We start from the raw sequence: 26,120 nt of genomic DNA on the forward strand, positions 1-26,120 counted from the left end.
CATGAAACTGAGCTCTTCATTAGACGCAGATTGGTCTACCCCTCAACAGCCGATTCCGCAGACCATCAGCCAAGGTACAGTTGAGTATAAAAGAGCGGGCATGGCGCTGTTTTTGTTGGGCTTTGCCAGTTTTTCACTGATCTATTGCGTACAACCCTTACTGCCCAACTTAAGTCAGAGTTTCCATATTGTACCCAGTGCAAGTGCGCTAGCACTGTCGTTAACCACAGGCTTTTTGGCTATGTCGATCGTGCTATCCAGTGCCTTTTCACAAACATTGGGCAGAAAAGGTCTGATGTTTTTCTCTATGCTTTTGGCTTCTATACTCAATGTGGTATGCGCGGTTTCACCGAGTTGGCATGTGCTCATGGTTTCAAGAAGTTTAGAAGGTTTTGTTCTAGGTGGAGTTCCCGCTGTTGCAATGGCTTGGATTGCAGAAGAAATTAGTCCCAAAAACTTAAGTAAAACCATGGGGCTGTATATTGCAGGCACAGCATTTGGCGGCATGATGGGACGTGTTGGCATGGGCATTTTGACCGAGTTTTTCTCATGGCGTATTTCCATGGCCATTCTTGGCGGCATCTGTCTGTTCTGTGCGTTTGGTTTTTTGAAACTCTTACCCAATTCACGAAATTTCATTGCCCAGCAAGGTCTCTCTTTTAAGTTCCATCTACATGCATGGTATGCACACTTGAGTCATATCCGCCTGCTAAAAATCTATGGGATTGGCTTTTTACTCACCAGTGTATTTGTCACGCTGTTTAATTATGTGACCTTCAGACTGTTTGCAGCACCCTATCATTTAAGCCAAACTCAGATTAGCCTCATTTTTTTATCTTATAGTTTGGGTATTATTTCCTCTTCGATTGCAGGCAATATTGCAGACCGAATAGGCAAAAAGCAGGTAATGATTTTGGGCTTTTTGTGCATGCTCTTAGGCGTGCTACTTACTCTTTCTGCCTCGTTGTTTTTAATTATTCTTGGTATTGGCTGTGTGACCACTGGCTTTTTCATTGCCCATGCCATTGCCAGCAGTCGTGTTGGAGAACTCGCAACATCCAATAAAGGTCATGCCACCTCCTTGTATCTGCTTTTTTATTATTTAGGTTCAAGCATTGTGGGTGCGTATGGTGGAAATATCTGGCAAAGCCATGGCTGGAATGGCATCGTTATATTAAATATTTTTCTGATTCTAATTGCACTCATCGTTATTTTTTCAATAAAACCGCTTCATTCTCCATCTGTTACCCATTAGGAATATTTACATCATGCAACAACACTTATTTGTTTACGGTACTTTAGGGCCAAACAAACCCAATGCTCATATTTTAGAAGCGATTGCTGGTATATGGAACAAAGGCTCTGTGAAAGGTTTGCTTAAGGAAGCAGGTTGGGGAGCAGAACTTGGCTTTCCTGGGCTAATGCTGAGTCCAGATGGACAAACTATTGATGGATATATGTTTAGTTCAGAGCAATTAGATACGCTGTGGAACAGCTTGGATGAATTTGAAGGAAGTGAATATCAGCGTGTTTTAACTGAAGTCACTTTAGAAAATGGGCAAATACAACAGGCTTATGTTTATGCGTTAAACCCAAATGGCTTTGTTGCACAAAGATTTAAAAGATAACACTCTGCTCATTTGAACAGAATTCAAGTGACAACTTGGGTATGAGAACGACCTAATTCGGTAAATTTGTTCAATACGGCTATGCGTGCATGAATCTCATTCACCTGACTAGAAAAACTCCTTGCTGTTAATTTATCACCTAATAGTTTGATGCAATGCATCTTGGTTTCAACTAAACTTCGACGATGATAACCAGACCATTTTTTCCAAAGCGTTCTTCCTAAACGTTTAACTGTTTTCAGTAACTCATTCCGCTCTAAAGATCTCAATTTCTGATCTTTCCATGGTTTTGCATTTTTTCTTGGCGGAATGAGCGCATGTGCATCTCGATCTAGAATGACTTGTCTGCAGTGCTTCGTGTCATAAGCACCATCGGTATAGACCGAATCAATTCGTTCATCTAAGGGAATTTGAGCAAGTAAATCACCGAGTACTTGCGAATCGCTCACATTATTTGTAGTAAGCTGTACTGCACGTATTTGCAAGGTTTCAGCATCGATGCCAATATGAAGCTTACGCCATTGGCGACGATATTCAGGTCCATGTTTCTTACGTTTCCACTCACCTTCACCTAGAAACTTTAAGCCAGTTGAGTCGACGAGTAGATGTAGCCCATCACTACTTTTTTGATAGCTAATCGCAATATCAATATGTTTTTGTCTTCGACAAAGCGTACTGTAATCTGGTGCGGTCCAATTTAATCCACAAAGTTTAATCAGACTTTGAACAAAACCTGTGACCATGCGTAAAGAGAGTCTAAATAAAGATTTGATCATTAAACAGCATTGGATGGCTGTATCTGAATAAGTTTGATTTCGACCATGTTTACCTTTGGGTTGAGCGTACCATTGCGTCTTGGGATCAAACCAAATTGAGAGATTTCCTCGATTTATGAATGCACTGTTATAAGAAGACCAATTGGTTGTACGATAGATTTTAGGTGTGGGCTTATTCATTTGAGAATTATATTGTGGAATAAGCCTTTAGAGATAGGTTTGTGCAACAAAGCCAACTGGTACTATCAGTGGGCAGAGGGAGACACCCATACTTTTTGATAGAGAATCGCAATATCGATATGCTCTTGTCTACTACAGAGGATTGAATAATCTGGTGCGTTTCAATCCAAACTACAGAGTTTAATGAGACTTTGCATAAAGCCAGTGACCATATGCAAAGAGAGTCGAAATAAGGATTTAATCATGAGACAACATTGAATGGCTGCAATCGAATAAGTTTGATTTCGTCCCTGTTTGGCTTTTTTTTGAGCATACCATTGGGTAGTAGGATCAAATAAAATCGAGATGTTTCCTCGATTCATTAAAGCGTGATTTTAGGTCGACCAATTGCTGATTTGATATTTTTTAGATACAGGCTTAGTCAGCTGAGTATTATATTGCTGAATGGGCCTTTAACAGTAGATTTGTACGACAAAGCCACATGGAGTTAAAAAAGTACTCAGATAACTTTCATTATCTGAGTACTTTTTTAATCGTTCAACTTATTAAATACGTTAATTTATTTTGGAAACATAAATCTCATAATGAGAATGCATACCTTTATTTAATATCACTTCTTCTATTTTATATTTTTCAACAATTCCATCGGACAAGAAATTATGCAGACAATCTCCCTCATTAAGTGGTGTACATATATCTTTACTAGTAATCATTGTCGATTGAACAATACAATTTTTTAAAATTAGATCATCTCCACCATCAATCCTGCTTAATTTTAAATCTATTTTATTCATCATATTGGATTTCCTTTAATAAAGTTTTTCGGATATCTCTTAATGATTATTAGCATTTAGATTATACGTCTGTAAAGTACAACTTATTGTAATTTGGTAATCTGTTCGGGAAAAAAACTAAAACTGCCGAAACAATAATTTTTTCCATGCCCCCGTGTAATATGAAATACGACGCACTAAATTAAAATATAGGCGGATTATAGGCTTTTTTTATCTTGTAAAAAATGCAGTATAAAATTCATCCAACTATTAGTAGACCTCATACCAAAGTTACTACTAAATCTGAGCAACTTAGAGTAGATTTAACGGTGAAATACTTTCGCAATAAAACCAAATAAATTATAATCTTACACAGTTTCGTCCACTGTTTTTAGCCTCATAAAGATTCTTATCAGCCAGAATAAATACTTCTGAAATATCTTCAGAAGCTTCAGGCCAAGAAGCGATACCTATAGAGACTGTAATCGATCCAACCTTTTCTATCGATTGCGCTTCCACTTCTCTTCTAAATCTTTCAGCACTTTCATAAACGTCTTGCTGGCTAACATCAGGTACAATAACAATAAATTCTTCACCACCATAGCGACAACAAACATCATCTTTCCGAAAATTCTTTTGCATCATTTCTGCAATATTTTTCAGTACTAAATCACCTTCAGCATGTCCATATGTATCATTTACTCTCTTGAAGAAATCTATATCTATTAATAATATTGAAAAGGAGATTTTCAAAGCTATTTTCTGATCTATAGACAAATGCATCCCTCTACGATTCATCAAACCGGTAAGAGGATCCGTATTAATGAAATAATCCATCTCAGTCATTTTTTTTGAAAAGTGATGAACACTCAATAAAAGAGCACGTTTAAATTTAACGATTTCATAATACCATGGGTTAATATTTTTAATTTCCCTACTTGCTTCAGGCTGATGTAAAGAGCTTGCCATATTTGCAAGCTTATGCAGAGGAGATGCTATAAAAAAAGAACACTTCCAAACAACATAAAAAATTAGTAAATAAAATATAAAGATTCCCGCTGATACTTTATAAATAATCGAATTCGCTTGTTTTAATAACTGCTTTGTGGGTTGCTGGGAGACAATTATCCAATTCGTCGTTTTTACATGTGAGAATCCAGCAAGATTATCAACACCTCTACTGTTGATAAGACGAATTTTCCCTGAATTTTGTTTTTTTATATAATCTAAACCAGTGTTATTTTTGATTATCTCACCGATTCTTTCATGATCAGGGTGAAATATAATTTTATCATTTTTATCAATTACATACATGTAACTTTTTCGATATGTTTCATTCGTTGATAAAAGTTGATTAATTACATTTTTTTCTTTTAAATATATCGCAGATCCAACAAAACCTCTGTAGCGCTTTTTTTCATCGAATATCGGATATGAAATAAAAACAATCATATTCTTTTTAACAGAAAGATATGGCGATGATATATATGGTTTTTTCCTTTATTGAATTACTAATTCCTAACGTAGTTTGTACTTTATTTTTATCAATATTCAATATATTTGGTGAATAATTAATCAACCTACCCTCTGAATCACTGACAACCACGCTATTGTAGTAATCAGATTGCATTTTTAATCTCTGTACTTCTGTTTCTCGGATCTCATTATCATCAAATTTTTTCCCTAAAATCTTTGCGCTGTATCCAAGTTCGATCAGTATATTCTTAAAGTGATTATCTATAATTATTGCAATCTTGTTTGCGTGTTCGGAATTAAGTGCTAATGAATTATTTATAAGCTGATTTCTTACTATATAATAGCTAATTACTGAGCTAATAATAAAAAGACTTAATACCGAAAAAATTGCTAAAAAAAGTATTAATTTTCTTAAATTTAAATTAATTTTAGATATTTCCATTTTTAATTAATTAGCCATAATTTCTTAATTTTATTACACGGCGAATTCAAACATGAGGTGCGACAGTTTGAAAAGTCTTATGATAATCAACAAGCTGAGCAAATTTCTCTAATGGTGTAAGCCAATCTAACGCTTTTCTAGGCGAATTCAAACATGAGGTGCGACAGTTTCAAAAGCCATATGATAATCAACAAGCTGAGCAAATTTCTCTAATGGTGTAAGCCAATCTAACGCCTTTCTAGGACGAGTATTCAGTGACATGGCAACTTGATTTAAATAATGCTGATCTGCCTGATTTAAATCAATCCCTTTAGGTAAATATTGCCTAATTAAACCATTCATATTTTCGCATGTGCCTTTTTGCCAAGGTGAATGTGGGTCACAGAAATATACATCTATGCCTAAATCTTCTTCGAGTATTTTATGTTCTGACATCTCGCGTCCACGGTCATAGGTCAACGTTTTACGCAGTTCTGCAGGTAAATATTTCAGAGCTTCAGTTAAAGCCTTGCGCACTGATTCTGCCTTTGCATCAGGTAATGTTGCCAAGATACAGAGCCGTGTATTTCGTTCAATAAGTGTTGCTATCGAACTTTTATTGTCTTTACCTTTAATTAAATCAGCTTCCCAATGACCCGGTATTTTTCTTTCTTGAACTTCGGCTGGGCGCTCATGAATAGTTTTAATATCCTGTAATATAGAATCTTTTTTAGGTTCACCGTTAGCTTTTCGCTTTTTATTTTCATGACGCAGACAGGATAATAAGTCTTTTTTCAACTCACCCTTGGGTAATGCTCGTATCGTTGAATAAATCGTTGTATGGCTTACATTCATTGTTTGATCCAAATCAGGAAATGTCTTTAAACGCTTTGCTATTTGCTGAGGAGACCATAAACAACGGATCGCTTCAACAATAAATTTCCAGAGGATTGAATCGATTTTGAGTTTTCTGTGACCACGTCTACGTCTAGCGAAGGTGTTATCAGAAGCATATCGAGCTTGATAAACGTCATTGATGCTATTTCTTTTAAGCTCACGATAGATCGTACTAGGATGTCTTTTAATGAGTTCAGCAAATTTTCTGGCTGAAAAGCCTTCTTTTCTTGACTCAAGCATTAATGCAGTACGATCTTCAAAGTTAAGATGATGGTATGACAATTTTATATACTCCATAAACCCTTTAAATTAATTAGGTGGTTTATGTCGCACTTCAAGTTTTACTCTGCCCTAGGACGAGTATTCAGTGACATGGCAACTTGATTTAAATAATGCTGATCTGCCTGATTTAAATCAATCCCTTTAGGTAAATATTGCCTAATTAAACCATTCATATTTTCGCATGTGCCTTTTTGCCAGGGTGAATGTGGGTCACAGAAATATACATCTATGCCTAAATCTTCTTCAAGTATTTTATGTTCTGCCATCTCGCGTCCACGGTCATAGGTCAACGTTTTACGCAGTTCTGCAGGTAAATATTTCAGAGCTTCAGTTAAAGCCTTGCGCACTGATTCTGCCTTTGCATCAGGTAATGTTGCCAAGATACAGAGCCGTGTATTTCGTTCAATAAGTGTTGCTATCGAACTTTTATTGTCTTTACCTTTAATTAAATCAGCTTCCCAATGACCCGGTATTTTTCTTTCTTGAACTTCGGCTGGGCGCTCATGAATAGTTTTAATATCCTGTAATATAGAATCTTTTTTAGGTTCACCGTTAGCTTTTCGCTTTTTATTTTCATGACGTAGACAGGATAATAAGTCTTTTTTCAACTCACCCTTGGGTAATGCTCGTATCGTTGAATAAATCGTTGTATGGCTTACATTCATTGTTTGATCCAAATCAGGAAATGTCTTTAAACGCTTTGCTATTTGCTGAGGAGACCATAAACAACGGATCGCTTCAACAATAAATTTCCAGAGGATTGAATCGATTTTGAGTTTTCTGTGACCACGTCTACGTCTAGCAAAAGTGTTATCAGAAGCATATCGAGCTTGATAAACGTCATTGATGCTATTTCTTTTAAGCTCACGATAGATCGTACTAGGATGTCTTTTAATAAGTTCAGCAAATTTTCTGGCTGAAAAGCCTTCTTTTCTTGACTCAAGCATTAATGCAGTACGATCTTCAAAGTTAAGATGATGGTATGACAATTTTATATACTCCATAAACCCTTTAAATTAATTAGGTGGTTTATGTCGCACTTCAAGTTTTACTCTGCCCACCTTTAACATAGAGTTAAAGTTACAATTAGATTTTTATTACAATTTACAAAGATTAATTACGTTAACTTAAACTTTCCAACGGCAAAAATTTCGAATTCAAGTCACTTATTGGGGCAGGCCGTGCATAAAAATAGCCTTGAAATAAATCACAATCGTGTTGATAGAGCAGAATTGCTTGTTCTAGTGTTTCAACACCTTCCGCTACGACCTCTAAATTCAGCTGATGGGCTAGAAAAATTATCGACCGAACAATTGCAGCATCTTGAACACTAATTGTCAGATTCACAATAAAACTTCGATCCAGTTTGATTTGAGTAATAGGTAGTAGTCGTAGATAGCTAAGGCTCGAATAACCAGTGCCGAAGTCATCAATGACCACATGCACTCCTAAAGCACGAATTGATTTTAGAATTTCAATTGCCCTGTCCGCACCACTAATAATAACGCCTTCGGTAATTTCAATTTTAAGCAGCTCAGCTGGTAATTGACTTATTTTTAGCGCTTTTTGGAGTTCCTCAAGAAACCCAGCACGTCCAAACTGCAAAGGAGAAATATTAACTGAAACTGTGAGCTGACTATCATGCGCCTTATTCCATTTAGCGATATCTAAACATGCTGTTTCTAAAACCCACTGTCCAATATTTACAATTTGTCCTGTTCTTTCAGCTAAAGGAATAAAAACATCTGGAAAAATATAACCCCGTTCGGGATGATACCAACGAATCAGCGCTTCTACTCCCTGAACCACGCCTGTTAATGGTTTGATTAACGGTTGATAGAATAGTGTAAACTGCTTCTTTTTTACTGCTTCCATAAGTTCTAGACGCAGATGAGCATAGTCTAAATTGGGTGAAATCTTATTGCTTTCTTCATAACAATGCCAAGTATTACGGCCTTGTCTCTTTGCTTCTCTCATAGCCAAAGTAGACCGATATAAAAGTTCTGAAGCACATTGTATAAAACTGTTATTTATGACGATACCCATACTTGCGCTTAGATGGAGTGTATGGTCATCGACTTGAAACGGCTCTGAAATCAAATCAAGAATCTTTTTAGCTCTTGTGGTTATTTTTTTATGATCATGTTGGCCTTTGATCAATAATACAAATTCATCTTCGGCATACCGACTCAAAACCTCATCAGGTTTTAAAAAACCTTTTAGTCGGCTCGCTATATTTTTAATAACTTTATTACCAACGTAGTAACCTAAACTATCATTCATCGAACTAAAGTCATCAAGATCAATATAAAGTAAAGTTAGAAGCTTTTGTTTTTCGAAAGTTTGCTCTAAGACTTTTTCAAAAGTTATTTGATTTAGTAAGCCTGTTAATTGATCATGAGTATTTTGATATTCAATATATTCTTCATGGATACGTTGCTGAGTAATGTCTTCCTGAATTCCAAGAAAATGAGTACATTTGCCATCTTGATCCAAAATTGGCCCCAACATTAATCTATTCCAGAACCAGCTCCCATCCCTACAATAATTTTTTAACGTTATCTGAACATCTTTCTGCTCCTTTACCGCTTGCTTAAACAAAGCAAGTTGCTCTAGATTAGTATCTCGGCCCTGTAAAAAATTATAATTACGGCCTATGACTTCCTCTTCTGTATAACCAACTTGTTTAAGAAAAGCAGGATTAACAAAGCTGATCACCATGTTTTCAGAGGCATCCGTGATAAACATCCCACTCGGACTTGCATCAACTCCGCGCTTTAAAAGACGTAAGCTCTCCTTATTTTTCCGATTTACACTAATGTCACGTGCTATCGTAAATACACCTGTAACCTTTTGATTTTGAATTATTGGTAAATTGATAATATCAAGCCATATAATTTTTTCTAACGCATTGTAAACGGGAATTTCGTAATGTTGAGACTTCCCCAGTAGGGCAGATTTAAATGCAGCATCAACTAATTCATGATATTCATCAGGTATTAATGTCCAATAGTGTTTCCCCTGTATTTGCTCTTGTGAAAAACCCGTAATTTCACGACAAGCAATATTGGTATTAAGAACGTATCCTTGCAGATCAAGTTCAAGAATTACATCTGGATGATAATTGTAAAAAGAACTATATTTTTCATTTATGGCTATTTTTTGTTGGCGTTCATCATCAAGCTCAATCGCTAATGCAACTAAAGAGGCGGCCTGTTCTAAAAGACGAATATTATGTTTCGTCGGTTTTTTGGGAGTTCGGTAATAAGTCCCAAAAGTTCCATATAAAATATTTCTTGCATTAATAATAGGCATAGACCAGCAACTTGAAAGCTGCTCTGCCTTTACTAATGCACGATAAGCTGCCCAATTCGGATCTTCCATCAGATCCTGACTAATGACCAACTTACGTAAAAATGCAGCTGTTCCACAAGCACCGCGCTGAGGACCAATTTTTAAATTATTGACGGCTTTACAGTATTGATTTGAGAAATGTTGTTTACCACTGATAAGCTTTAAAGTTTGGTCATGTTCAGAATAAAGCATGATCGTAACTAAGGCATCTGGAATATGGGATTCAAGCCACCCAGAAATTGCATTTAGAATGGGTTCTAATTCAGCGTGCTGCCCTATAAGACTAAAAATATGATACGTATCATAACTCTCTCTCATTTACTCCTACCCTCGCTTAACCTCTATTCAATCCTTGGTCTATTCTTGGCTTCATTATTATAACAGTTTGTATATTTTCCATTTATGACTGCTCCCTTAACAAGTAACATTAGTCTTTCCTTATGACAATAACATTTTTATAGAATATCGATTAGGTCTCTTTCATAAGTGAAAAGTAATCTTTTTTATTCAAGTTTATACTTGGCATGGTTGAGCTAGGGAAAGGAATAGGCTTTGTTGTGATGTGGGTCTAGGATTTTAGACCACGCCTATAAGTGATAATCTACTCCCCAATGAGCATGGGAAATGCTTGTTTTTGGAGTCAACCATGACACGAAGAAAACGTCGTAATCATTCAAGCAGAGTTTAAAGTTAAAGTTGCTCTCGCAGCAATTAAAGGGGACCACACACTCGCTGAACTTTCTACTCAATTCGATTTACATCAAAACCAAATCATTGATTGGAAAAATCAACTGCTTGAGCAATCAATCAATATTTTTTCACGACTAACAGCACAACAAGAACCAGAGATTGACCTCAAAGCTCTACATGCCAAGATAGGACATCAGGCATTGCAAATTGATTTTTTAGAAGGTGCGCTCAGAAAAATAGGGCAGCTGAGCGGCAAAAAATGATCGATAAGACCCATCAACTTTCGGTACGACAACAATCGCAATTGATTCAAATCAATCGCAGTACGTTGTATTACAAGCCCAAAGAGATTTCATCCACTGATTTGAGTTTGATGCGTCTGATCGATGAAATTCATCTCGACTACCCATTTATGGGCAGTCGAATGATACGAGATATGCTACAGCGTCAAGGGCATCAAATAGGTCGGCGTAAAGTCCGACGTTTAATGCACTTGATGGGAATACATGCCTTGTATCCAGAACCCAATACCAGTAAGCCTAATCTTGCACACCGTATTTTCCCATATCTGTTGAAAAACATGGTCATAGATCACTCTAATCAAGTCTGGTGTACAGATATCACGTACATTCCTATGGGTAAAGGTTTTGTCTATCTGTGTGCAATTATAGATTGGCATAGTCGTAAAGTACTGGCTCATCGTGTATCGATCAGTATGGAAACAGACTTTTGCATAGATGCGTTGCAAGAAGCAATTGTGAAATATGGTTGTCCAGAGGTGCTTAATACAGACCAAGGCAGTCAATTCACAAGCGAGGCATTTTTGAATGAGTTAAAATTGCGAAATATCAGTATCAGTATGGATGGGAAAGGACGGTGGATAGATAATGTGATGATTGAGCGGTTATGGCGCAGCGTGAAGCATGAGGAAGTCTATTTGAAGGCTTACGATACGGTTAAACAAGCGAAACAATCAATTGCTGAATATTTGGATTTTTATAACATGATACGTCCTCATTCAAGTTTGAATAAGGCAACACCGAATGAATTTTATGATCAACATTTACTAAAAGTAATGGCAGCATAATTTAAATATTTAGAGCGGATTTATCACTTATAAAACTGAATTGAGTGGTCTAATTAACGGAACCACATTAGATGACCAATTTGTTGTACGGTAAATTTTAGGTGTAGGCTTATTCATCTGAGAATTATATTGCTGAATAAGCCTTAAGAGGTAGATTTATGCAACCAAGCCATGTGTGTATAGAATTTTGGTGACTATTCACAGTTCTGTTCCATGATTCATGGTTACTTCTTACTTATGTAACTATGTCAGGGGCGATACAAGAATTAAGGAAACCTTATGAAAATAGCGAATATGAAATTACTAGTTGGTGCTTTTATGGCCCTAACTTTAGCTATGCTTAGCCCTGCCGTACTTGCAAATGATAACAATGATATACGAAAGGCTGTTGTAGTTAAGTTTGCAAAAAAAGCTTACTCTGCAAATTATTACGGAAGGATAGATGGATACAAGTATGATTCCTACAAATTTTATGCTAAAAAAGGGCAAAAGTTAAAAGTGACGTTGACTGGAGGAAATGTTGAAACTTACTTATGGGGTAATCAATTAAAAGACTCTATCAATCTTGGAGAATATTCTCCAGAGCTTGATAATAATGGTATTTATATTTTACCTGCTTCAGGTGAGTATGAAATTAGAGTATTACAACCTAGATCACAGGCAAGAAAAGATAAAAAACCTCAATACTGGATGAGTATTAACATTAAATAAAAGACCTCTTGCGAAAGTATCGTTTTACCTAATTTTTGAATTGGCTAAAACCTTATTAAATGTAGCTTTATGCTGTTTAAATTTTGACTAACGCAAGAAGTCTAAAGACTTGCTAGATTCTTTTAAGCTTTTATACAAGGGTTCAAAAACTATTGCCAGTTAAGCGGGGCGTGATTTTTACGCAGATGTGTTTATGTTAGTAAAATGATATAGATTACTTGTTTAATACCCCGAGGAATAATTTAATCTTGCTGTGCGTTTGTCACTTTTCTTTCAAAAGTTGATTATATCTTTCAACGTAACCGTCGTGATATTCAAGCCCTTTTGATAGGAATTTGCAGTGAAAGAATAGGCGAAACTTATCTTAAATAATGGTAATTCCTTATCTTTAAAATAGAGAACGCCCGATGAAATTCATTAGGCGTTTACTTTAAATAAGTGTCAGCTTATTTTATAACCAGATGTACTTGTCAATCATGATTCTTTTTCTCAATTGCCTTAAAAAACAATCTTGCTATTTTTGACTTTTCACACCATTTTGTTCAATTTGTACTGCGGCTTGCCAGCTAGGTAGTTGGCTTAAACCTGCTACGTAATGTTGGATATGGGGATAATTTTCACCTTGTCCCATATGATAAACTAAAGCATGTAGTCCAAAGCCCATCATGAAGTCAGCACCGGTCAAACGGTCTGCCACTAGAAATTCTTTATCTTTTAAATATTCATTTAAATGGCTAAATACTTTATCGAACTCAACTTGAGTATAATTTTCTAGAAATACCAACTTCGTGCCCTGCTTGGTTTCTATCGTATTAAACGTTTTTAACAAAAATGGCAGCATGGCAGAGCTTTCTGAGAAATGAATCCACTGTAGATAATCGACATAGGTAGGTTCATCCATATCTGGTGCTAAATGCGGCGCAAGTTTCTGAATTAATAACTCAACGATTGCGCCTGACTCTGCAATAACTTTGCCATCCCATTCCAATACTGGAGATTTCCCTAAAGGATGGATGATTTTTAAAGATTCAGGTGCCAAATGCGTGCTTGAGTCACGATAATAGCGTTTCAGCTCATAGGGCTGCTTGATTTCTTCAAGTAACCACAAAATGCGAAAAGAACGTGATTGATCTAAATGATGTAGTGTAATCATGATAATTCCTATTTTTTTAAATTTTTACAACCACTTTGCCAAAGTTTTCGCCTTTCAACATACCATTGAAAGCATTGATCGTGTTATCTAAACCTTGCACCATATGCTCTTTATATTTGATTTTTCCATCTTTCAACCATTCAGACATTTGCTGATAGAATTCCGGATACTGACTGCCATAATCATCAAAAATAATAAAGCCTTGCATGCGAATACGCTTTTTTAAAAGGGTGGAAATAAAGCCCGGTAAACGGTCTGGCCCTTGTGCTTGCTCGGTAGCGTTATACTGGGAAACCACACCACACACCGGTACACGTGCCGCAGAGTTAAGCAATGGCCATACCGCATCAAACACTTTACCCCCTACATTCTCATAATAAATATCTATACCGTTGGGAACTGCTTGTTGTAATTGTTCTGCAAAATTTTCATCATGATGATTGATACAAGCATCGAAGCCGAGTTCTTCTACTGCATAACGACATTTTTCAGGCCCACCTGCGACGCCAACCACGCGACAACCTTTAATTTTGCCAATCTGTCCAACCGTAGCACCAACAGGTCCCGTTGCAGCTGCAACGACTAAAGTTTCACCGGCTTTAGGCTGACCAATGTCCAACAGCCCCATATAAGCAGTAAATCCTGGCATTCCCAAAATACCCAATGCCCAAGATGGATGTTCAGGTTGCATACCTAAGCTTTGACAGGCAGACCCATTAGAAATTGCGTAGCCCTGCCAGCCATTTCCGGAAAGAACCCACTCGCCTTCTTTGAATTTTGGGTTTTTAGAGGCCACCACTTGACTGACTGTTCCACCGACCATCACTTCGCCAATTTCAACCGGTGCTGCATATGAAGGAGCATCGCTCATGCGACCACGCATATAAGGATCGAGTGACAAGTAAATGGTTTTTAACAATATCTCGCCTTGTTTAAGTTCATTGAGCTCAACTTGTTCAATACGAAAATCGCTGTGTTTTGGCTCACCCACTGGCCGTTTAGCTAAAACGATGCGTTGATTAATAACTGTTTTCACACATATAACTCCATGTTTTATTTAAAAGTATTTTTCTTCACAATCAAAAACTGTGATTAAAATTTCTTTACATCCATTGTAGATGAGTTATAATAAAAAACAATACGACTGGTCTATTTTTTACAATAGAGTAAATAATTAATATGAAGCCTACTCCTATTAAAAAGTCTGAAGCGAAGCGCTTACACATTCTTAACACCAGTTCAGACCTGATTTTGCATAAAGGTTTTACTGGCGTAGGATTACAGGAAATTTTACAGAGCTGTGAAATCCCTAAAGGCTCGTTTTATCATTATTTCCAATCTAAGGAAGCTTTCGGATGTGAATTGGTACAGCATTATGTAGACAATTACCAAGTCCGTTTAAATGATGTATGGCGTTGTGATAAATCCCCTTATCAAAAGCTGATTGAGTATTTTAATTTATGGATAGAAGATCCTGAAACACAGTGTGGTTGGGCGGATAGCTGTTTAATTGTGAAACTTGCCGCAGAAGTTGCCGATCTATCTGAAGATATGCGCTCGATTATGTCCGCTGGCGTTGATGATGTAATCCAACGTATTGCTGGTTTAATTGATTTGGGAAAACAGGATCAGTCTATCCAAGCAGATACCGAGGCCTCTACTTTGGCACAAGTACTTTACCAAATGTGGTTAGGTGCAGCATTACTGAGTAAGTTGCAAAAAGATAAAACACCATTACATCAAGCTCTGAGAGCAACTAAATTTCTATTAAAAAGTGAAGATTCATAAAAATTAAATATCAACTACATAATTAATAATTCATGATAGCAGTCCAATGATTACCTATTATTGTGTTGCTATTAGATCAATTTACAATCCATGAGTATAGCGCACAATGAATTCTCCTTCTAAAGCCCTCATGACTCGTATTTTAGTTGGTTATTTAGGCTTATATCCCACCTTATTACTGGTTCTCACTTTATTAAAGCCAATTACTCAGCATCAAAGTTTCCCGATGATGGTGTTGATTGAAGTCATAGTATTAGTGCCAGTAACGCAACTGATTTCTTTTCCACTGGCTGGTTGGCTCATTACACAGCTAAAAAATTTTAAGAATTTGTTTTAACAAGAAATTGTGCTGGCAACAGCAATCCTAAGCCCTTATTTTGCCAACCACAAAGGTTGGCAAAATAACTTACTTAGTCGATATTAATCTGCGTAAGCTGGATAATCAATATAGCCTTTTTCCGTCCCACCATACAAAGTGCTTGCATCTACTGCATTCAATGGCCAGCCATTAGCGATGCGATCGGGTAAATCTGGATTCGCAATAAATGGGCGTCCAAATGCAATTAAATCGGCCAGCCCTGCCTCTAAAATTCGAGTCCCTCTTTCTGCCGTATATCGACCTGCGTAAATAATCCGACCACTGAAAGTGTCTCTGACATCTCTACGAAAATCATGAGGAAGTTCTGGTGCATTATCCCAATCAGCTTCTGCAATCGATAAATAGGCAATCCCAACTTCTTCAAGTATCTTTATGGCCTCAATATAAGTCACATGTGGATCATCTTCAACTAAACCCATGTAGACACGATCTTCCTCTGTACTTTCAAATAAGGGGGCAAAACGCACTCCTAAACGATCTGCACCAACTACCTCAGCAACTGCCTCTACTACTTCACGTAAAAAACGCAAACGATTGTTTAGTGATCCACCATATTCATCTTCACGGTGGTTACTATGTGCAGAGATAAATTGGTTCACCAAATAACCATTTGCACAATGAATTTCAACTCCATCAAAACCAGCAGCCAAGGCATTACGCGCTGCTTGAGCATAGAGTTGCACTAATTCTTTAACTTCTGCATTGCTTAAAGCACGTGGCATTGAAGGATCAGCCAAGGCCCCCGCATTGGGCCCGGTCTCAATAAAGACTTTAACATTACTATCAGCCCTAATAGCCGAGGGCGCGACCGGTGATGCATGATCGGGTTGCAAAGATGTATGTGAAACACGCCCAACATGCCAAAGTTGTGCAAAAATAATGCCTCCTTTAGCATGCACTGCTTCCGTCACTTTACGCCATCCAGCAATCTGTTCAGAGCTGTAAATACCGGGCGTCCAAGCATAGCCTTGACCACGGGGCTCGATTTGCGTACCTTCGGTGACCATAAATCCTGCACCGGCACGCTGTTGATAATAGGTTGCCATTAATTCATTTGGAATATTCCCTGGCTGACTACTGCGCGACCGTGTTAATGGTGGCAATACAATACGGTTTTGCAAAACATAAGGGCCTAAGCTTAAGTTCTGAAAAAGTTTGCTGTCTTTCATTTCATTGTATCCAAGTAATCATGACTTAATTGATCTAAATTAAAAAAATACCCTTCCTTCCTGTATATAGAAAAAATAAAGGAAGGAAAGCTATTCACTCAGGCCCTTCACCATTAAATGAGGGTTATTTTGCTTATTGCGCCAGTTGCTCAGCGTCAGAAGTTTTATTCACTGCTAAGCACCACAACAGACACTAGCTACTCTTTATTTCAACAATTGAAGTAATGCTGAGGCAGTTGCAGCAGAAGATGCTGGATTTTGTCCAGTAACCAGCAAGCCATCTACTTGAACATATACTTGCCAATCATCCACTTTAGAATAATGACCACCGTTTTGTTTAAGCATGTCTTCGACTAAAAATGGTACAATTTCAGTCAAACCTACAGCGGCCTCCTCAGTATTGGTGAAACCAGTCACTAATTTACCTCTGACTAAAGGCGCTCCATTACTTGCTTTCACATGACGAAGAACACCCGGGGCATGACACACTGCTGCAACAGGTTTGCCAGACTGAATCGCCTGTTCAATCAGAGAAATTGAAATCGGATCTTCTGCTAAATCCCACAATGGGCCATGCCCGCCTGGATAAAACACTGCATCATAATCAGCTACAGAAATTTCGCTAAGTTTATGCGTCTGTGTTAATGCTTGCATTGCAGTTGGATCTGCTTCAAAACGATGAGTGGTTTCAGTTTGAGCATCGGCTAAATTACTTTTCGGATCTAGTGGTGGCTGCCCACCTTGAGGCGACGCCAGCGTAACTTCAGCACCAGAGTCAATAAAGGTGTAATACGGTGCAGCAAGTTCCTCTAGCCAGAAACCTGTTTTCTTACCAGTATTGCCAAGTTGATCATGTGAGGTTAAAACGATTAAAATTTTCATGTTATTTCTCCGATAATTTTCAGGATTGAGGAGCATTGTTGAATGATCACATACCATGTGGCGTGAGCATGCCAGATACGTGCATTTAGCTTATATGCTCGTCTCGAGAATTTGGCGACTGATCTCTAATGAAACATTTTTATGTTCGCCTAGCTGTGTAAGATTATGTGATTTAAGTTGCGTAATGATGATCTCAATATCTGTCTCCCCCAGTCCATAATCGCTAAGACGAGTTGGCAGTCCGAGTTGCTCAAAGAAGGTTCGAGTACGGGCAATGGCTGCATCAATACGTTGTTCTTCATCACCTTCGACAATCTGCCAGACACGAGTCGCATATTGTAGTAATTTTTCTCGCTTCTCTTGACGACGTACTTGTAGATTGGCCGGCAACACAATTGCTAAGGTACGAGCATGATCAATACCATGTAAAGCCGTGAGCTCATGTCCAATCAAATGGGTCGACCAATCTTGTGGTACACCTGCTCCAATCAGGCCATTCAGTGCCATGCTGGCGGTCCACATCAAATTGGCACGCGTGTCATAATCTGCCGAATCTTCCAAGACTTTCGGTCCAATCTCAATCAGGGTTTGCAATAGACCTTCGGCAAAACGATCTTGTACTTGTGCATTGACAGGGTAAGTTAAGTACTGTTCCATGACATGAATAAATGCATCGACCACGCCATTTGCCAACTGGCGCGTCGGCAAGCTATAGGTTTTATTCGGGTCTAGCACCGAAAATTGCGGAAAAACATAGGGACTGCTAAATGCAAGTTTGGCTTGGGTCGATTTTCGGGTAACTACCCCACCGTTGTTCATTTCTGAACCGGTTGCTGGAAGAGTGAGTACACTGGCAAAAGGCAAAGCTTGGCTAATTTGAGTGCCATGGGTTTCTAAAATTTCCCATGTATCACCTGCATAATTGACTGCTGCTGCAATAAATTTGGTGCCATCAATCACCGAGCCACCGCCGACAGCCATTAAGAAATCAAGCTTTTGTTCACGAATCAGTTCTACTGCTCTCATTAGGGTTTCATAGCTCGGATTCGGTTCGATTCCTCCGAATTCGTGAATTTCTCGTGTACCTAATGCTTCACGCACTTCAGCTAATGTGCCATTTTTACGGGCACTTTCGCCACCATACAGCATTAATACCCGTGCTTCTGCAGGCACATAGTCATTGATTTTGACAATCGTGTCGGCACCAAAAAGAATACGGGTTGGATTATAAAAGTCAAAATTCAGCATATTTTTATCCTCAAAAATCAGTTAATGATTTGAAAAACCACCGTTATTAATCGCGTCAACTATAAAAATTAATCCACACTGCGGTTTTTGCTGTGATCATGCAGCAACTATATACAAAAATAGACCAGTCGTCTATTTTTATAAAAATTATTTCATCTTGCGACTTGAGTGATGGTTAAACACATTCAGGCTTGTTCTATAACACTTTTATTATTGATGTATTTTCACGAGCGATTGTTGTATGGAAGGTATCAACATGTATGACTACTGACATGGTCGTGAACGCATTGGCTAAAACAGTGAATGACTCATACAAAATAACGATGATTAAATATTTTAAAAGCAGATTGGCACGGTTTAGCAGATGTACAAATGCGACAGTAAATTAGATAGATTGGTTCAATATAAAGCATGTACATAGCTGCATTCATTTATTTACCCTGTTTTGATATTGACCCATGTAAATGATGAGATTAAGCCATTAAATAAAGTAGCCCAACTTGAATAAAAAGCCTCCGACAAACCTCACAGGGTTGAAGTGCTGCCTTTCATTCGAAATTTCAGGCAGCACCCTCATACATTTAATCGTCGGTATGAGCTGGTAGTTTACTCGCCAAAACATCTACTTTTTCAATTGATGGTGGCTCTGAAAATAGCTCATCGGCCTGAGCCATCAACGCAGCTGCAACCTTGCCAGATAAATGTGCTTGGCGACCCGCCTCATCAGGAAATGCATCAAAAATACCAAATGTTGTAGGTCCAAGACGTAAGCCAAACCACGCAACTGTCGCAGGTTCTTCCATTACAATAGGTAAACCGGCTTTAAGGAAAGCTTCCACTTCGTCTTCTTTACCCGGTTTAGCTTCAAGACGGACATATAAAGCTGTTTTAAGCATGACTAAAACTCCACAATTGATTAGAATTCAAACTGATTCTGTCATTGCTAATGTATGCATGTCAGAAAGTTTTGTTGTATAAAAGTTAAAAAACATCCCATAGCTGAGCCATAATTTAGGTTTTTATTTCGACATAATGCTATGAATTTATTCAAGTTAATATCATTAACATTTGAATCAAAAAATCAAGATATGAGATGATTAAATTCAATCTTAGTTATATAAGGATCAATTGACTCTACCTTAGATTTATAAGCTGACCTCTTCATCTGGAAGTTATATTGCTCAAGAAGCATTCAAGAACAACATGCACATCTTCATATCTATGAAAGTTATTTAGCTAGGAATTTGCTGTGAAACTCTATATGTTTCTCTATAAAGCTCGCAATGAAGTAATAGCTATGGTCATACCCTTCTCTTAGGTTAAGTGTAAGAGGATATTCTTGTTCCAAACAAATATCACTAAGAAGCTTAGGTCTTAACTGTTCTTCAAGAAAATCATCAGCTGTTCCCTGATCGACTAAAATAGGTAAATGAACTTCATCGTTTTTGATTAATTCAATCGCATCATAGCTTTTCCATAAAGTTTCAGTTTCACCTAGGTAGTGTGTAAAAGCCTTTTTCCCCCAAGGTACTTGGCTAGGTGCAACAATTGGTGCAAAAGCAGAAATACTTTTATACAGCTCAGGGTTTTTTAACCCAATGACTAATGCACCATGACCACCCATGCTATGCCCCATAATGCTTTGGACTTGGTTGGTCGGAAAATTCAGGTCAATCAGATTTCTGAGCTCTTCCACAATATAATCATACATTTTGAAATGCTGTGACCAGGGTGCTTGTGTTGCATTCACATAGAATCCTGCGCCTTGGCCTAAATCATAATCTGCATGATCTGGTACATCCTCTCCACGTGGGCTGGTATCTGGTGCAACAATAATGACTTTATGTTCAGCCGCATACTTTTGTGCTCCGGCTTTAGTAATAAAGTTCTGTTCGTTGCAAGTCAGTCCTGATAACCAATATAAAACTGGCAACTTCTCATCTTTGTCATGAGGTGGCAGATATATTGAGAATTTCATTGAACAGTTTAATGCTATTGACTGATGGCGATACACTTCTTGCGATCCACCAAAAGAAGCATGTTTCTCAATTATTTCCATAATCAATTACCTATGTTGAGCAAGACTTCATGAGAAATCGAGTAAACAAAGAGTCTGACATTCTCCACAGAGAATACTGATAAAGATTTAAAATGTAGGCAGGTTTGTTGAACCTATACATGATGGATACATAGATAGATCTGTTTTACAGATGATGTGCCGTTTTAGAGGATTCCATGCATGTCAATCATGATTCACATGCATGGAAAAGTATAAGGTCTGACGGAATTATTCGTAATGAATTACAGTACGAATTGACTTACCTTCATGCATTAGATCAAAGGCTTCATTGATCTGATCCAAGCCCATCGTATGTGTCACAAATGGTTCTAATTGAATTTTACCTTTCATGGCATCTTCAACCATTCCTGGAAGTTGCGTACGACCTTTTACCCCACCAAAGGCAGAACCTAACCATCTACGACCAGTAACCAGTTGGAATGGACGGGTAGAGATTTCTTGACCTGCGCCAGCTACACCAATAATTACGGATTGTCCCCAGCCACGGTGTGCACTTTCAAGTGCTGCACGCATCACATTCACGTTACCAATACATTCAAATGAATGATCTACACCCCAGCCAGTCATTTCGACAATGACTTGCTGGATTGGTTTATCGTAATCTTTAGGGTTCAAGAAGTCCGTTGCACCAAACTCTTTTGCCAGCGCAAATTTATCTGGATTCATGTCAACTACAATAATACGCCCTGCTTTAGCTTGACGTGCGGCTTGTACGACTGCCAGACCAATACCACCTAAACCAAAGACCGCAACACTATCACCTTCTTGTACTTTAGCCGTGTTATGTACTGCACCGATACCCGTTGTTACCCCACAACCCAGTAAGCAGACATGTTCGTGATTGGCTTCAGGATTGATTTTAGCCAATGATACTTCTGCCACTACAGTGTATTCACTGAACGTTGAGCAGCCCATATAGTGGTAAATCGGTTGACCATTGTAGGAAAAACGAGTGGTACCATCTGGCATTACGCCTCTACCTTGAGTTTCGCGAACGGAAATACACAAGTTCGATTTTCCAGATTTACAGAATACGCACTCGCCACATTCAGCGGTGTAAAGTGGAATTACATGATCACCTGGTTTGACGCTAGTCACGCCTTCACCAACCTCAACTACGACACCAGCACCTTCATGCCCGAGAATAGCCGGAAAAACACCTTCAGGATCATCGCCAGACAAAGTAAATGCGTCTGTATGACACACACCGGTATGGGAGATCTTAATTAATACTTCACCTTTCTTTGGTGGTGCAACATCAACTTCAACAATTTGAAGAGGTTGACCAGGACCAAACGCAACAGCAGCACGTGACTTCATGGAATAATTCCTTATACAGATCTATTTTAAATATGATTTTAGAATCTTGGCGATTTCAGCCAATTCTTCTTTTCGTTGTTGTTCTGTGGTTTCACCTGATACTAAAGTGTCCTTTAAATGAACCTCCAACATTTCATTCATCAAACCATTAATAGCACCACGCACAGAGCATATTTGTTGCAGAATTGCACCACATTCCACATTGTCTTCTAACGCTTTTTCAATCGCTTGCGTCTGACCTTTGATCTTTCTGACGCGTAGAAGAATCTTTTTTTTGTCTTCAACCTGATTAGGCATCAGACCTCCTTATTTGCTAGCATTAATACTATAGTACCCCATAGTATAAAAAAAGCAATAATTTTTATAAATCGAAAATTAAAAAGATCTTTAGCGAAAATTTTCTATCCCTGTTTTTAGTTTTTTTAAATTAACATCATAGAGCTTATGCGAAAGTCACAAAAAAAATGGGACTTTTAGCTCCCATTTTTTATTTTGTCTCATGTTCTTTGTAATGCTGTGACCTTTTAGAATTATGTTTCAAATTTTAGCCACTTTGTAGATATTTTGAACGTTTCAAGCCTTGAAAATACTACCGACAGTTTAGATTAAACTGCCTTTACAGACTGTACTAGAATATTTTTAGTGAGCGGATGATGTTTACTATTCATTATTTAGGAATTATTAAATCCTATAAATATCATTTATTGGATTAATTTATTTTGGTACTGTGCATATCATCCCCTAGTTAAGAATAAGGAACAACTATGAATAAGATGATGAATGCTCTTATCCTAGAAAATTTTGGTGATCATGAATTTACACGTGTAGAACTCCCTATACCTCAACCAGAGGCTGGGCAAGTTCTAGTCCGTATTCATGCTAGTGGTGTAAACCCTATTGATTATAAAATTCGTCTTGGTGAAGCACCATATGCTATGCCAGAGCTTCCTGCCGTGTTGGGAACGGATATGGCTGGGGTTGTCACTGCTGTTGGTGAAGGTGTCACCCACTTCAACGTCGGAGATGAAGTTTACGGTCTGATAGGTGGCGTTCGTGGTCTTCAAGGATCTTTAGCAGAATATGTTGTAGCAGATGCTGATCTGATCGCATTAAAGCCACGCAATATCTCTATGCGCGAGGCAGCAGTACTACCATTGACGTTTCTCACGGCTTGGGAAGGTTTAGTGGATAATGCGAAGGTCCAACCAGGGCAAACTGTACTGGTTCAGGGTGGTGCTGGTGGCGTTGGCTATATGGTTGTTCAGCTTGCAAAAGCACTTGATGCAAATGTTTGGGCGACTGGTCGTACAGCTGATCAATCACTGATTTCAGAACTCGGTGCAACACCTCTCGATTACACAACAGCATCTTCCGATGACATTATTGCTGCAAGCCCTGAGGGTCAAGGTTTTAACATTGTTTACGACACTGTGGGTGGTCCAGTACTCGAAGCTTCACTTTCCATGACAACTCACTATGGCCACATTACCAGCTGTGCTGCATTTGGTAATCATAATTTAGCGAGTTCATCTCTACGGTGTGCCACAGTGTCTGGCGTATTCGTCCTAATGCCGATGTTAACAGGCAATCGCCGTGCTCATCATGGTGATGTCCTTAAGATCGCGACTCGTCTCGTTGAGGAAGGTAAACTGCGTCCTATTGTTGATCCTCGTCATTTTACTCTAGACCAAGCGATTGAGGCTCATGATGCTGTTCAAGATCGCTCTGCCAATATTAAGGTCGTGATTGATGTCATTTAACGCACTTCAGGCCAAGACTTGGCGCTTCAATTGTATTGGAGATACAGATGTTCTGACATTAGAAACACTTCCTGTTGCTTTACCAGCAGCAGGAGAAGTTCTAATCCAGATGAAAACGATCGGACTCAACCGGGCTGATGTAATGTTTCGGCGTGGGACTTATATTCAAAAGGCAGTATTCCCTTCTCGTCTGGGATATGAGGGAGCAGGCATAGTTCTGGCAATAGGTGAAGGTGTACGCCAATTTTCTCCAGGAGATGCAGTATCGATTCTTCCGACTGACAATCTAGCCAAATATGGGACATATGCGGACAAGCTTCTGATTCCAGAAACTTTTTTAGTTCACAAACCCGATAGTTTAAGCTGGGAAGAAGCTTCTTCAATCTGGATGCAGTATTTGACGGCTTGGGGTGGTGTAATCCATGCTGGTGGAGTTTCGAAAGGAAAAACGATCTTGATCACAGCAGCTTCAAGTAGCGTAGGACTAGCTGCGATACAGATCGCTGAAGCAGCGGGTGCTAAGGTCATTGCAAGTACACAGACGATAGAGAAAAAGCAACGTTTACTGGATCTCGGTGTTAAAAATGTTATAGCCAGTGAAGATGAACCAGATTTGTATGAGGCGCTTGTTTTACGTTTAGGTGGAGAACATCTTGATGTCGCCTTCGATGCTGTAGGAGGGCCACATATTGAACAGATTGCCAAAGCGATGTCTGTAGGAGGAACTATGGTTATGCATGGTGCGCTTAGCCCGGAGATCACACCATTTCCCCTTAAAGTTGCATTACGCAAGAGCTTAACCATGCGAGGTTTTTTGTTCCTTGAGGTTCTGCATGACCCTGTTCTAAGAGAGCAAGCCAGACGATTTATTCTTAGCAGTATAGGTGCAGGATATCTTCGTCCAGTGATCGACCGTTGCTTTAACTTTGAGAACATGCATGACGCTCAGCGCTATCTTGAATCAAATCAGCAAATAGGAAAAATTGTAGTTACTCTAAATACATGATGGTCTTATCTGATTTCTACTTTCTAGAAAAAAGGTTAGTTCCTTCTGATTCAGGTTTCTATATGGCCCAGCACTTCCACTAAGTAATCAAACAATGCTCGGATTCGCAAAGGTGTCGGGCCCCGCTGTGGACGATATAAATACAGGCGCCAAACGGGAGAGGTTTCCTCATGAAGTATCTGAATGAGCTTACCACTCCTAAGCCACGGCAAAACTAGAAATCCAGGCATGTGTCCGAATCCAACTCCAGCGAGAATAGCTTGAAATTCAGCTTCTAGATCATCTGTAATAAAACGAGGCTTTGATGGCGTGAAGCTTCGACTTTCGGTGAATGTCCATGGCCAGTAACGCCCTGTTTTATGATCGAATAGTGCTGTTAGAGGGTATTTATCAAGGTCAATAATTTTTTTGGGCATTCCAACCTTATCAATTAACTCTGGCGTACCCACAGAATAAAAATTCACTTTAGCCAATTCCCTTGCCACATATCGATTGTCCGGCAAAAATCCAAATCTGATCCCGATATCTATTCGCTCATCGATCACATCCGAGTGTGAATCTGTTAGCACACAATCCACGACAATATCTGGATAACGTGTGGCAAATTCTGCTAGTGCAGGTACTACCAATTTACGCCCTAACACAGACGACACAGTAAGACGGACAGTCCCACGCATTTCATCTCGTTTTTCCTTGGTGTCTTTTATAATCAGAGCATCAATCGATCCCACCGCAAAACGTGCTTGCTTTGCCAAACGCTCACCATCAGCAGTAATTTTAATTTGTCGAGTACTCCTGTAAAACAGAATCTCTCCGCGCTGCTCTTCTAGCTCCTTTATTGCCCGTGTCACTACCTGCGGGGAAATACCCAGCTGAGTTGCTGCCTCTTTAAAATTTCGAGACTCTGCTGCGACACAAAAGATACGCATCATTTCCAATTTGTTCTGCATGTCCAATCCTGTGGTCTGGTAATTATTCCGTAAATAGGAATTCTGAAAGATAATATTATTCATTTATTATATATAACAAGGCTGTAATACTTAACCCATCAAATATGATT

At 38.5% G+C, this 26,120-nt stretch carries 21 protein-coding genes and 5 pseudogenes; 9 read left to right on the top strand and 17 right to left on the bottom strand.

Annotated features, from left to right (window positions below; all coding sequences use genetic code 11):
• Nucleotide 1: 1 nt before the first annotated feature.
• Together AC5EUN_RS12655 and AC5EUN_RS12660 are read left to right on the top strand one after the other, a co-directional pair.
• Nucleotides 2-1,255: an MFS transporter gene (locus AC5EUN_RS12655; protein WP_058952248.1), complete on the top strand. Its 1,254-nt coding sequence runs from the start codon at nucleotides 2-4 to the stop codon at nucleotides 1,253-1,255.
• Between the two features lie 13 nt (nucleotides 1,256-1,268).
• Complete coding sequence (locus AC5EUN_RS12660; RefSeq protein ID WP_058952249.1) at nucleotides 1,269-1,628, top strand: gamma-glutamylcyclotransferase family protein; 360 nt, start codon at nucleotides 1,269-1,271, stop codon at nucleotides 1,626-1,628.
• Nucleotides 1,629-1,651: 23 nt separating this feature from the next.
• Here the strand turns inward: AC5EUN_RS12660 and AC5EUN_RS12665 are convergent, their stop codons facing one another.
• The 7 genes and pseudogenes from AC5EUN_RS12665 to AC5EUN_RS12695 all read right to left on the bottom strand — a co-directional run bounded on the left by AC5EUN_RS12665 (nucleotide 1,652) and on the right by AC5EUN_RS12695 (nucleotide 10,105).
• The gene (locus AC5EUN_RS12665) at nucleotides 1,652-2,584 is read right to left on the bottom strand and encodes an IS5 family transposase (RefSeq protein WP_131229955.1); all 933 of its coding nucleotides are present in this window, start codon (nucleotides 2,582-2,584) and stop codon (nucleotides 1,652-1,654) included.
• A 92-nt stretch (nucleotides 2,585-2,676) separates the two neighbouring features.
• Nucleotides 2,677-3,009 (bottom strand): annotated as a pseudogene (locus tag AC5EUN_RS12670) (transposase); the annotation flags it as partial.
• A gap of 129 nt (nucleotides 3,010-3,138) precedes the next feature.
• The gene (locus AC5EUN_RS12675; protein ID WP_058952250.1) at nucleotides 3,139-3,381 is read right to left on the bottom strand and encodes a hypothetical protein; all 243 of its coding nucleotides are present in this window, start codon (nucleotides 3,379-3,381) and stop codon (nucleotides 3,139-3,141) included.
• A gap of 336 nt (nucleotides 3,382-3,717) precedes the next feature.
• Nucleotides 3,718-5,275 (bottom strand): annotated as a pseudogene (locus tag AC5EUN_RS12680) (sensor domain-containing diguanylate cyclase).
• Between the two features lie 147 nt (nucleotides 5,276-5,422).
• Nucleotides 5,423-6,448 carry an IS30-like element ISAba125 family transposase gene (locus AC5EUN_RS12685; RefSeq protein ID WP_004994718.1) on the bottom strand — a complete coding sequence of 342 codons (1,026 nt, stop codon included), beginning with the start codon at nucleotides 6,446-6,448 and terminating at the stop codon, nucleotides 5,423-5,425.
• Nucleotides 6,449-6,501: 53 nt separating this feature from the next.
• Nucleotides 6,502-7,437 (bottom strand): annotated as a pseudogene (locus tag AC5EUN_RS12690) (IS30-like element ISAba125 family transposase); the annotation flags it as partial.
• A gap of 118 nt (nucleotides 7,438-7,555) precedes the next feature.
• The gene (locus tag AC5EUN_RS12695; protein WP_058952251.1) at nucleotides 7,556-10,105 is read right to left on the bottom strand and encodes a bifunctional diguanylate cyclase/phosphodiesterase; all 2,550 of its coding nucleotides are present in this window, start codon (nucleotides 10,103-10,105) and stop codon (nucleotides 7,556-7,558) included.
• Nucleotides 10,106-10,433: 328 nt separating this feature from the next.
• On the opposite strand from AC5EUN_RS12695, the pseudogene AC5EUN_RS12700 reads away from it, so the two are divergent.
• Together AC5EUN_RS12700 and AC5EUN_RS12705 are read left to right on the top strand one after the other, a co-directional pair.
• Nucleotides 10,434-11,564 (top strand): annotated as a pseudogene (locus tag AC5EUN_RS12700) (IS3 family transposase).
• 279 nt (nucleotides 11,565-11,843) lie between these two features.
• Nucleotides 11,844-12,275: a PPC domain-containing protein gene (locus AC5EUN_RS12705; protein ID WP_058952252.1), complete on the top strand. Its 432-nt coding sequence runs from the start codon at nucleotides 11,844-11,846 to the stop codon at nucleotides 12,273-12,275.
• Nucleotides 12,276-12,789: 514 nt separating this feature from the next.
• Here AC5EUN_RS12705 and AC5EUN_RS12710 read toward each other — a convergent pair.
• Both AC5EUN_RS12710 and curA read right to left on the bottom strand, forming a co-directional pair.
• The gene (locus tag AC5EUN_RS12710; protein WP_058952253.1) at nucleotides 12,790-13,428 is read right to left on the bottom strand and encodes a glutathione S-transferase family protein; all 639 of its coding nucleotides are present in this window, start codon (nucleotides 13,426-13,428) and stop codon (nucleotides 12,790-12,792) included.
• 16 nt (nucleotides 13,429-13,444) lie between these two features.
• Nucleotides 13,445-14,464, bottom strand: a complete 1,020-nt coding sequence (gene curA, locus AC5EUN_RS12715) for an NADPH-dependent curcumin/dihydrocurcumin reductase (RefSeq protein ID WP_058952254.1) — start codon at nucleotides 14,462-14,464, stop codon at nucleotides 13,445-13,447.
• Nucleotides 14,465-14,607: 143 nt separating this feature from the next.
• On the opposite strand from curA, the gene AC5EUN_RS12720 reads away from it, so the two are divergent.
• Both AC5EUN_RS12720 and AC5EUN_RS12725 read left to right on the top strand, forming a co-directional pair.
• Complete coding sequence (locus tag AC5EUN_RS12720; protein WP_004733176.1) at nucleotides 14,608-15,216, top strand: TetR/AcrR family transcriptional regulator; 609 nt, start codon at nucleotides 14,608-14,610, stop codon at nucleotides 15,214-15,216.
• Nucleotides 15,217-15,322: 106 nt separating this feature from the next.
• Entirely contained in the window at nucleotides 15,323-15,553 is a 231-nt protein-coding gene (locus AC5EUN_RS12725; RefSeq protein WP_001087973.1) for a hypothetical protein, read from the top strand.
• A gap of 83 nt (nucleotides 15,554-15,636) precedes the next feature.
• On the opposite strand, the gene AC5EUN_RS12730 is transcribed toward AC5EUN_RS12725, so the two are convergent.
• From AC5EUN_RS12730 to AC5EUN_RS12740, 3 genes are all read right to left on the bottom strand, one after another.
• A complete protein-coding gene (locus AC5EUN_RS12730; protein WP_058952255.1) occupies nucleotides 15,637-16,764 on the bottom strand; it encodes an alkene reductase in 1,128 nt (375 codons plus the stop codon).
• A gap of 204 nt (nucleotides 16,765-16,968) precedes the next feature.
• Nucleotides 16,969-17,646: a type 1 glutamine amidotransferase domain-containing protein gene (locus AC5EUN_RS12735; RefSeq protein ID WP_058952256.1), complete on the bottom strand. Its 678-nt coding sequence runs from the start codon at nucleotides 17,644-17,646 to the stop codon at nucleotides 16,969-16,971.
• Nucleotides 17,647-17,736: 90 nt separating this feature from the next.
• Nucleotides 17,737-18,894, bottom strand: a complete 1,158-nt coding sequence (locus AC5EUN_RS12740; RefSeq protein WP_058952257.1) for an iron-containing alcohol dehydrogenase — start codon at nucleotides 18,892-18,894, stop codon at nucleotides 17,737-17,739.
• Nucleotides 18,895-19,073: 179 nt separating this feature from the next.
• On the opposite strand from AC5EUN_RS12740, the pseudogene AC5EUN_RS12745 reads away from it, so the two are divergent.
• Nucleotides 19,074-19,402 (top strand): annotated as a pseudogene (locus AC5EUN_RS12745) (IS3 family transposase); the annotation flags it as partial.
• Between the two features lie 73 nt (nucleotides 19,403-19,475).
• On the opposite strand, the gene AC5EUN_RS12750 reads toward AC5EUN_RS12745, so the two are convergent.
• The 4 genes from AC5EUN_RS12750 to AC5EUN_RS12765 all read right to left on the bottom strand — a co-directional run bounded on the left by AC5EUN_RS12750 (nucleotide 19,476) and on the right by AC5EUN_RS12765 (nucleotide 22,591).
• Complete coding sequence (locus AC5EUN_RS12750; protein WP_493352371.1) at nucleotides 19,476-19,790, bottom strand: putative quinol monooxygenase; 315 nt, start codon at nucleotides 19,788-19,790, stop codon at nucleotides 19,476-19,478.
• Between the two features lie 332 nt (nucleotides 19,791-20,122).
• A complete protein-coding gene (gene fghA / locus AC5EUN_RS12755; RefSeq protein ID WP_058952258.1) occupies nucleotides 20,123-20,953 on the bottom strand; it encodes an S-formylglutathione hydrolase in 831 nt (276 codons plus the stop codon).
• 228 nt (nucleotides 20,954-21,181) lie between these two features.
• Entirely contained in the window at nucleotides 21,182-22,294 is a 1,113-nt protein-coding gene (locus AC5EUN_RS12760) for an S-(hydroxymethyl)glutathione dehydrogenase/class III alcohol dehydrogenase (RefSeq protein ID WP_005105874.1), read from the bottom strand.
• A 21-nt stretch (nucleotides 22,295-22,315) separates the two neighbouring features.
• Complete coding sequence (locus tag AC5EUN_RS12765) at nucleotides 22,316-22,591, bottom strand: metal/formaldehyde-sensitive transcriptional repressor (protein ID WP_001133624.1); 276 nt, start codon at nucleotides 22,589-22,591, stop codon at nucleotides 22,316-22,318.
• Between the two features lie 467 nt (nucleotides 22,592-23,058).
• On the opposite strand from AC5EUN_RS12765, the gene AC5EUN_RS12770 reads away from it, so the two are divergent.
• Entirely contained in the window at nucleotides 23,059-24,054 is a 996-nt protein-coding gene (locus AC5EUN_RS12770; RefSeq protein WP_034617118.1) for a zinc-dependent alcohol dehydrogenase family protein, read from the top strand.
• Complete coding sequence (locus tag AC5EUN_RS12775) at nucleotides 24,044-25,060, top strand: zinc-dependent alcohol dehydrogenase family protein (RefSeq protein WP_058952259.1); 1,017 nt, start codon at nucleotides 24,044-24,046, stop codon at nucleotides 25,058-25,060. The genes AC5EUN_RS12770 and AC5EUN_RS12775 overlap by 11 nt, the downstream gene beginning before the upstream one ends.
• Before the next feature lie 50 nt (nucleotides 25,061-25,110).
• On the opposite strand, the gene AC5EUN_RS12780 is transcribed toward AC5EUN_RS12775, so the two are convergent.
• Nucleotides 25,111-26,010, bottom strand: a complete 900-nt coding sequence (locus AC5EUN_RS12780) for a LysR family transcriptional regulator (RefSeq protein WP_058952260.1) — start codon at nucleotides 26,008-26,010, stop codon at nucleotides 25,111-25,113.
• Nucleotides 26,011-26,120: the final 110 nt, after the last annotated feature.

The organism is Acinetobacter sp. CAU_H_S170_2, assembly GCF_058890445.1.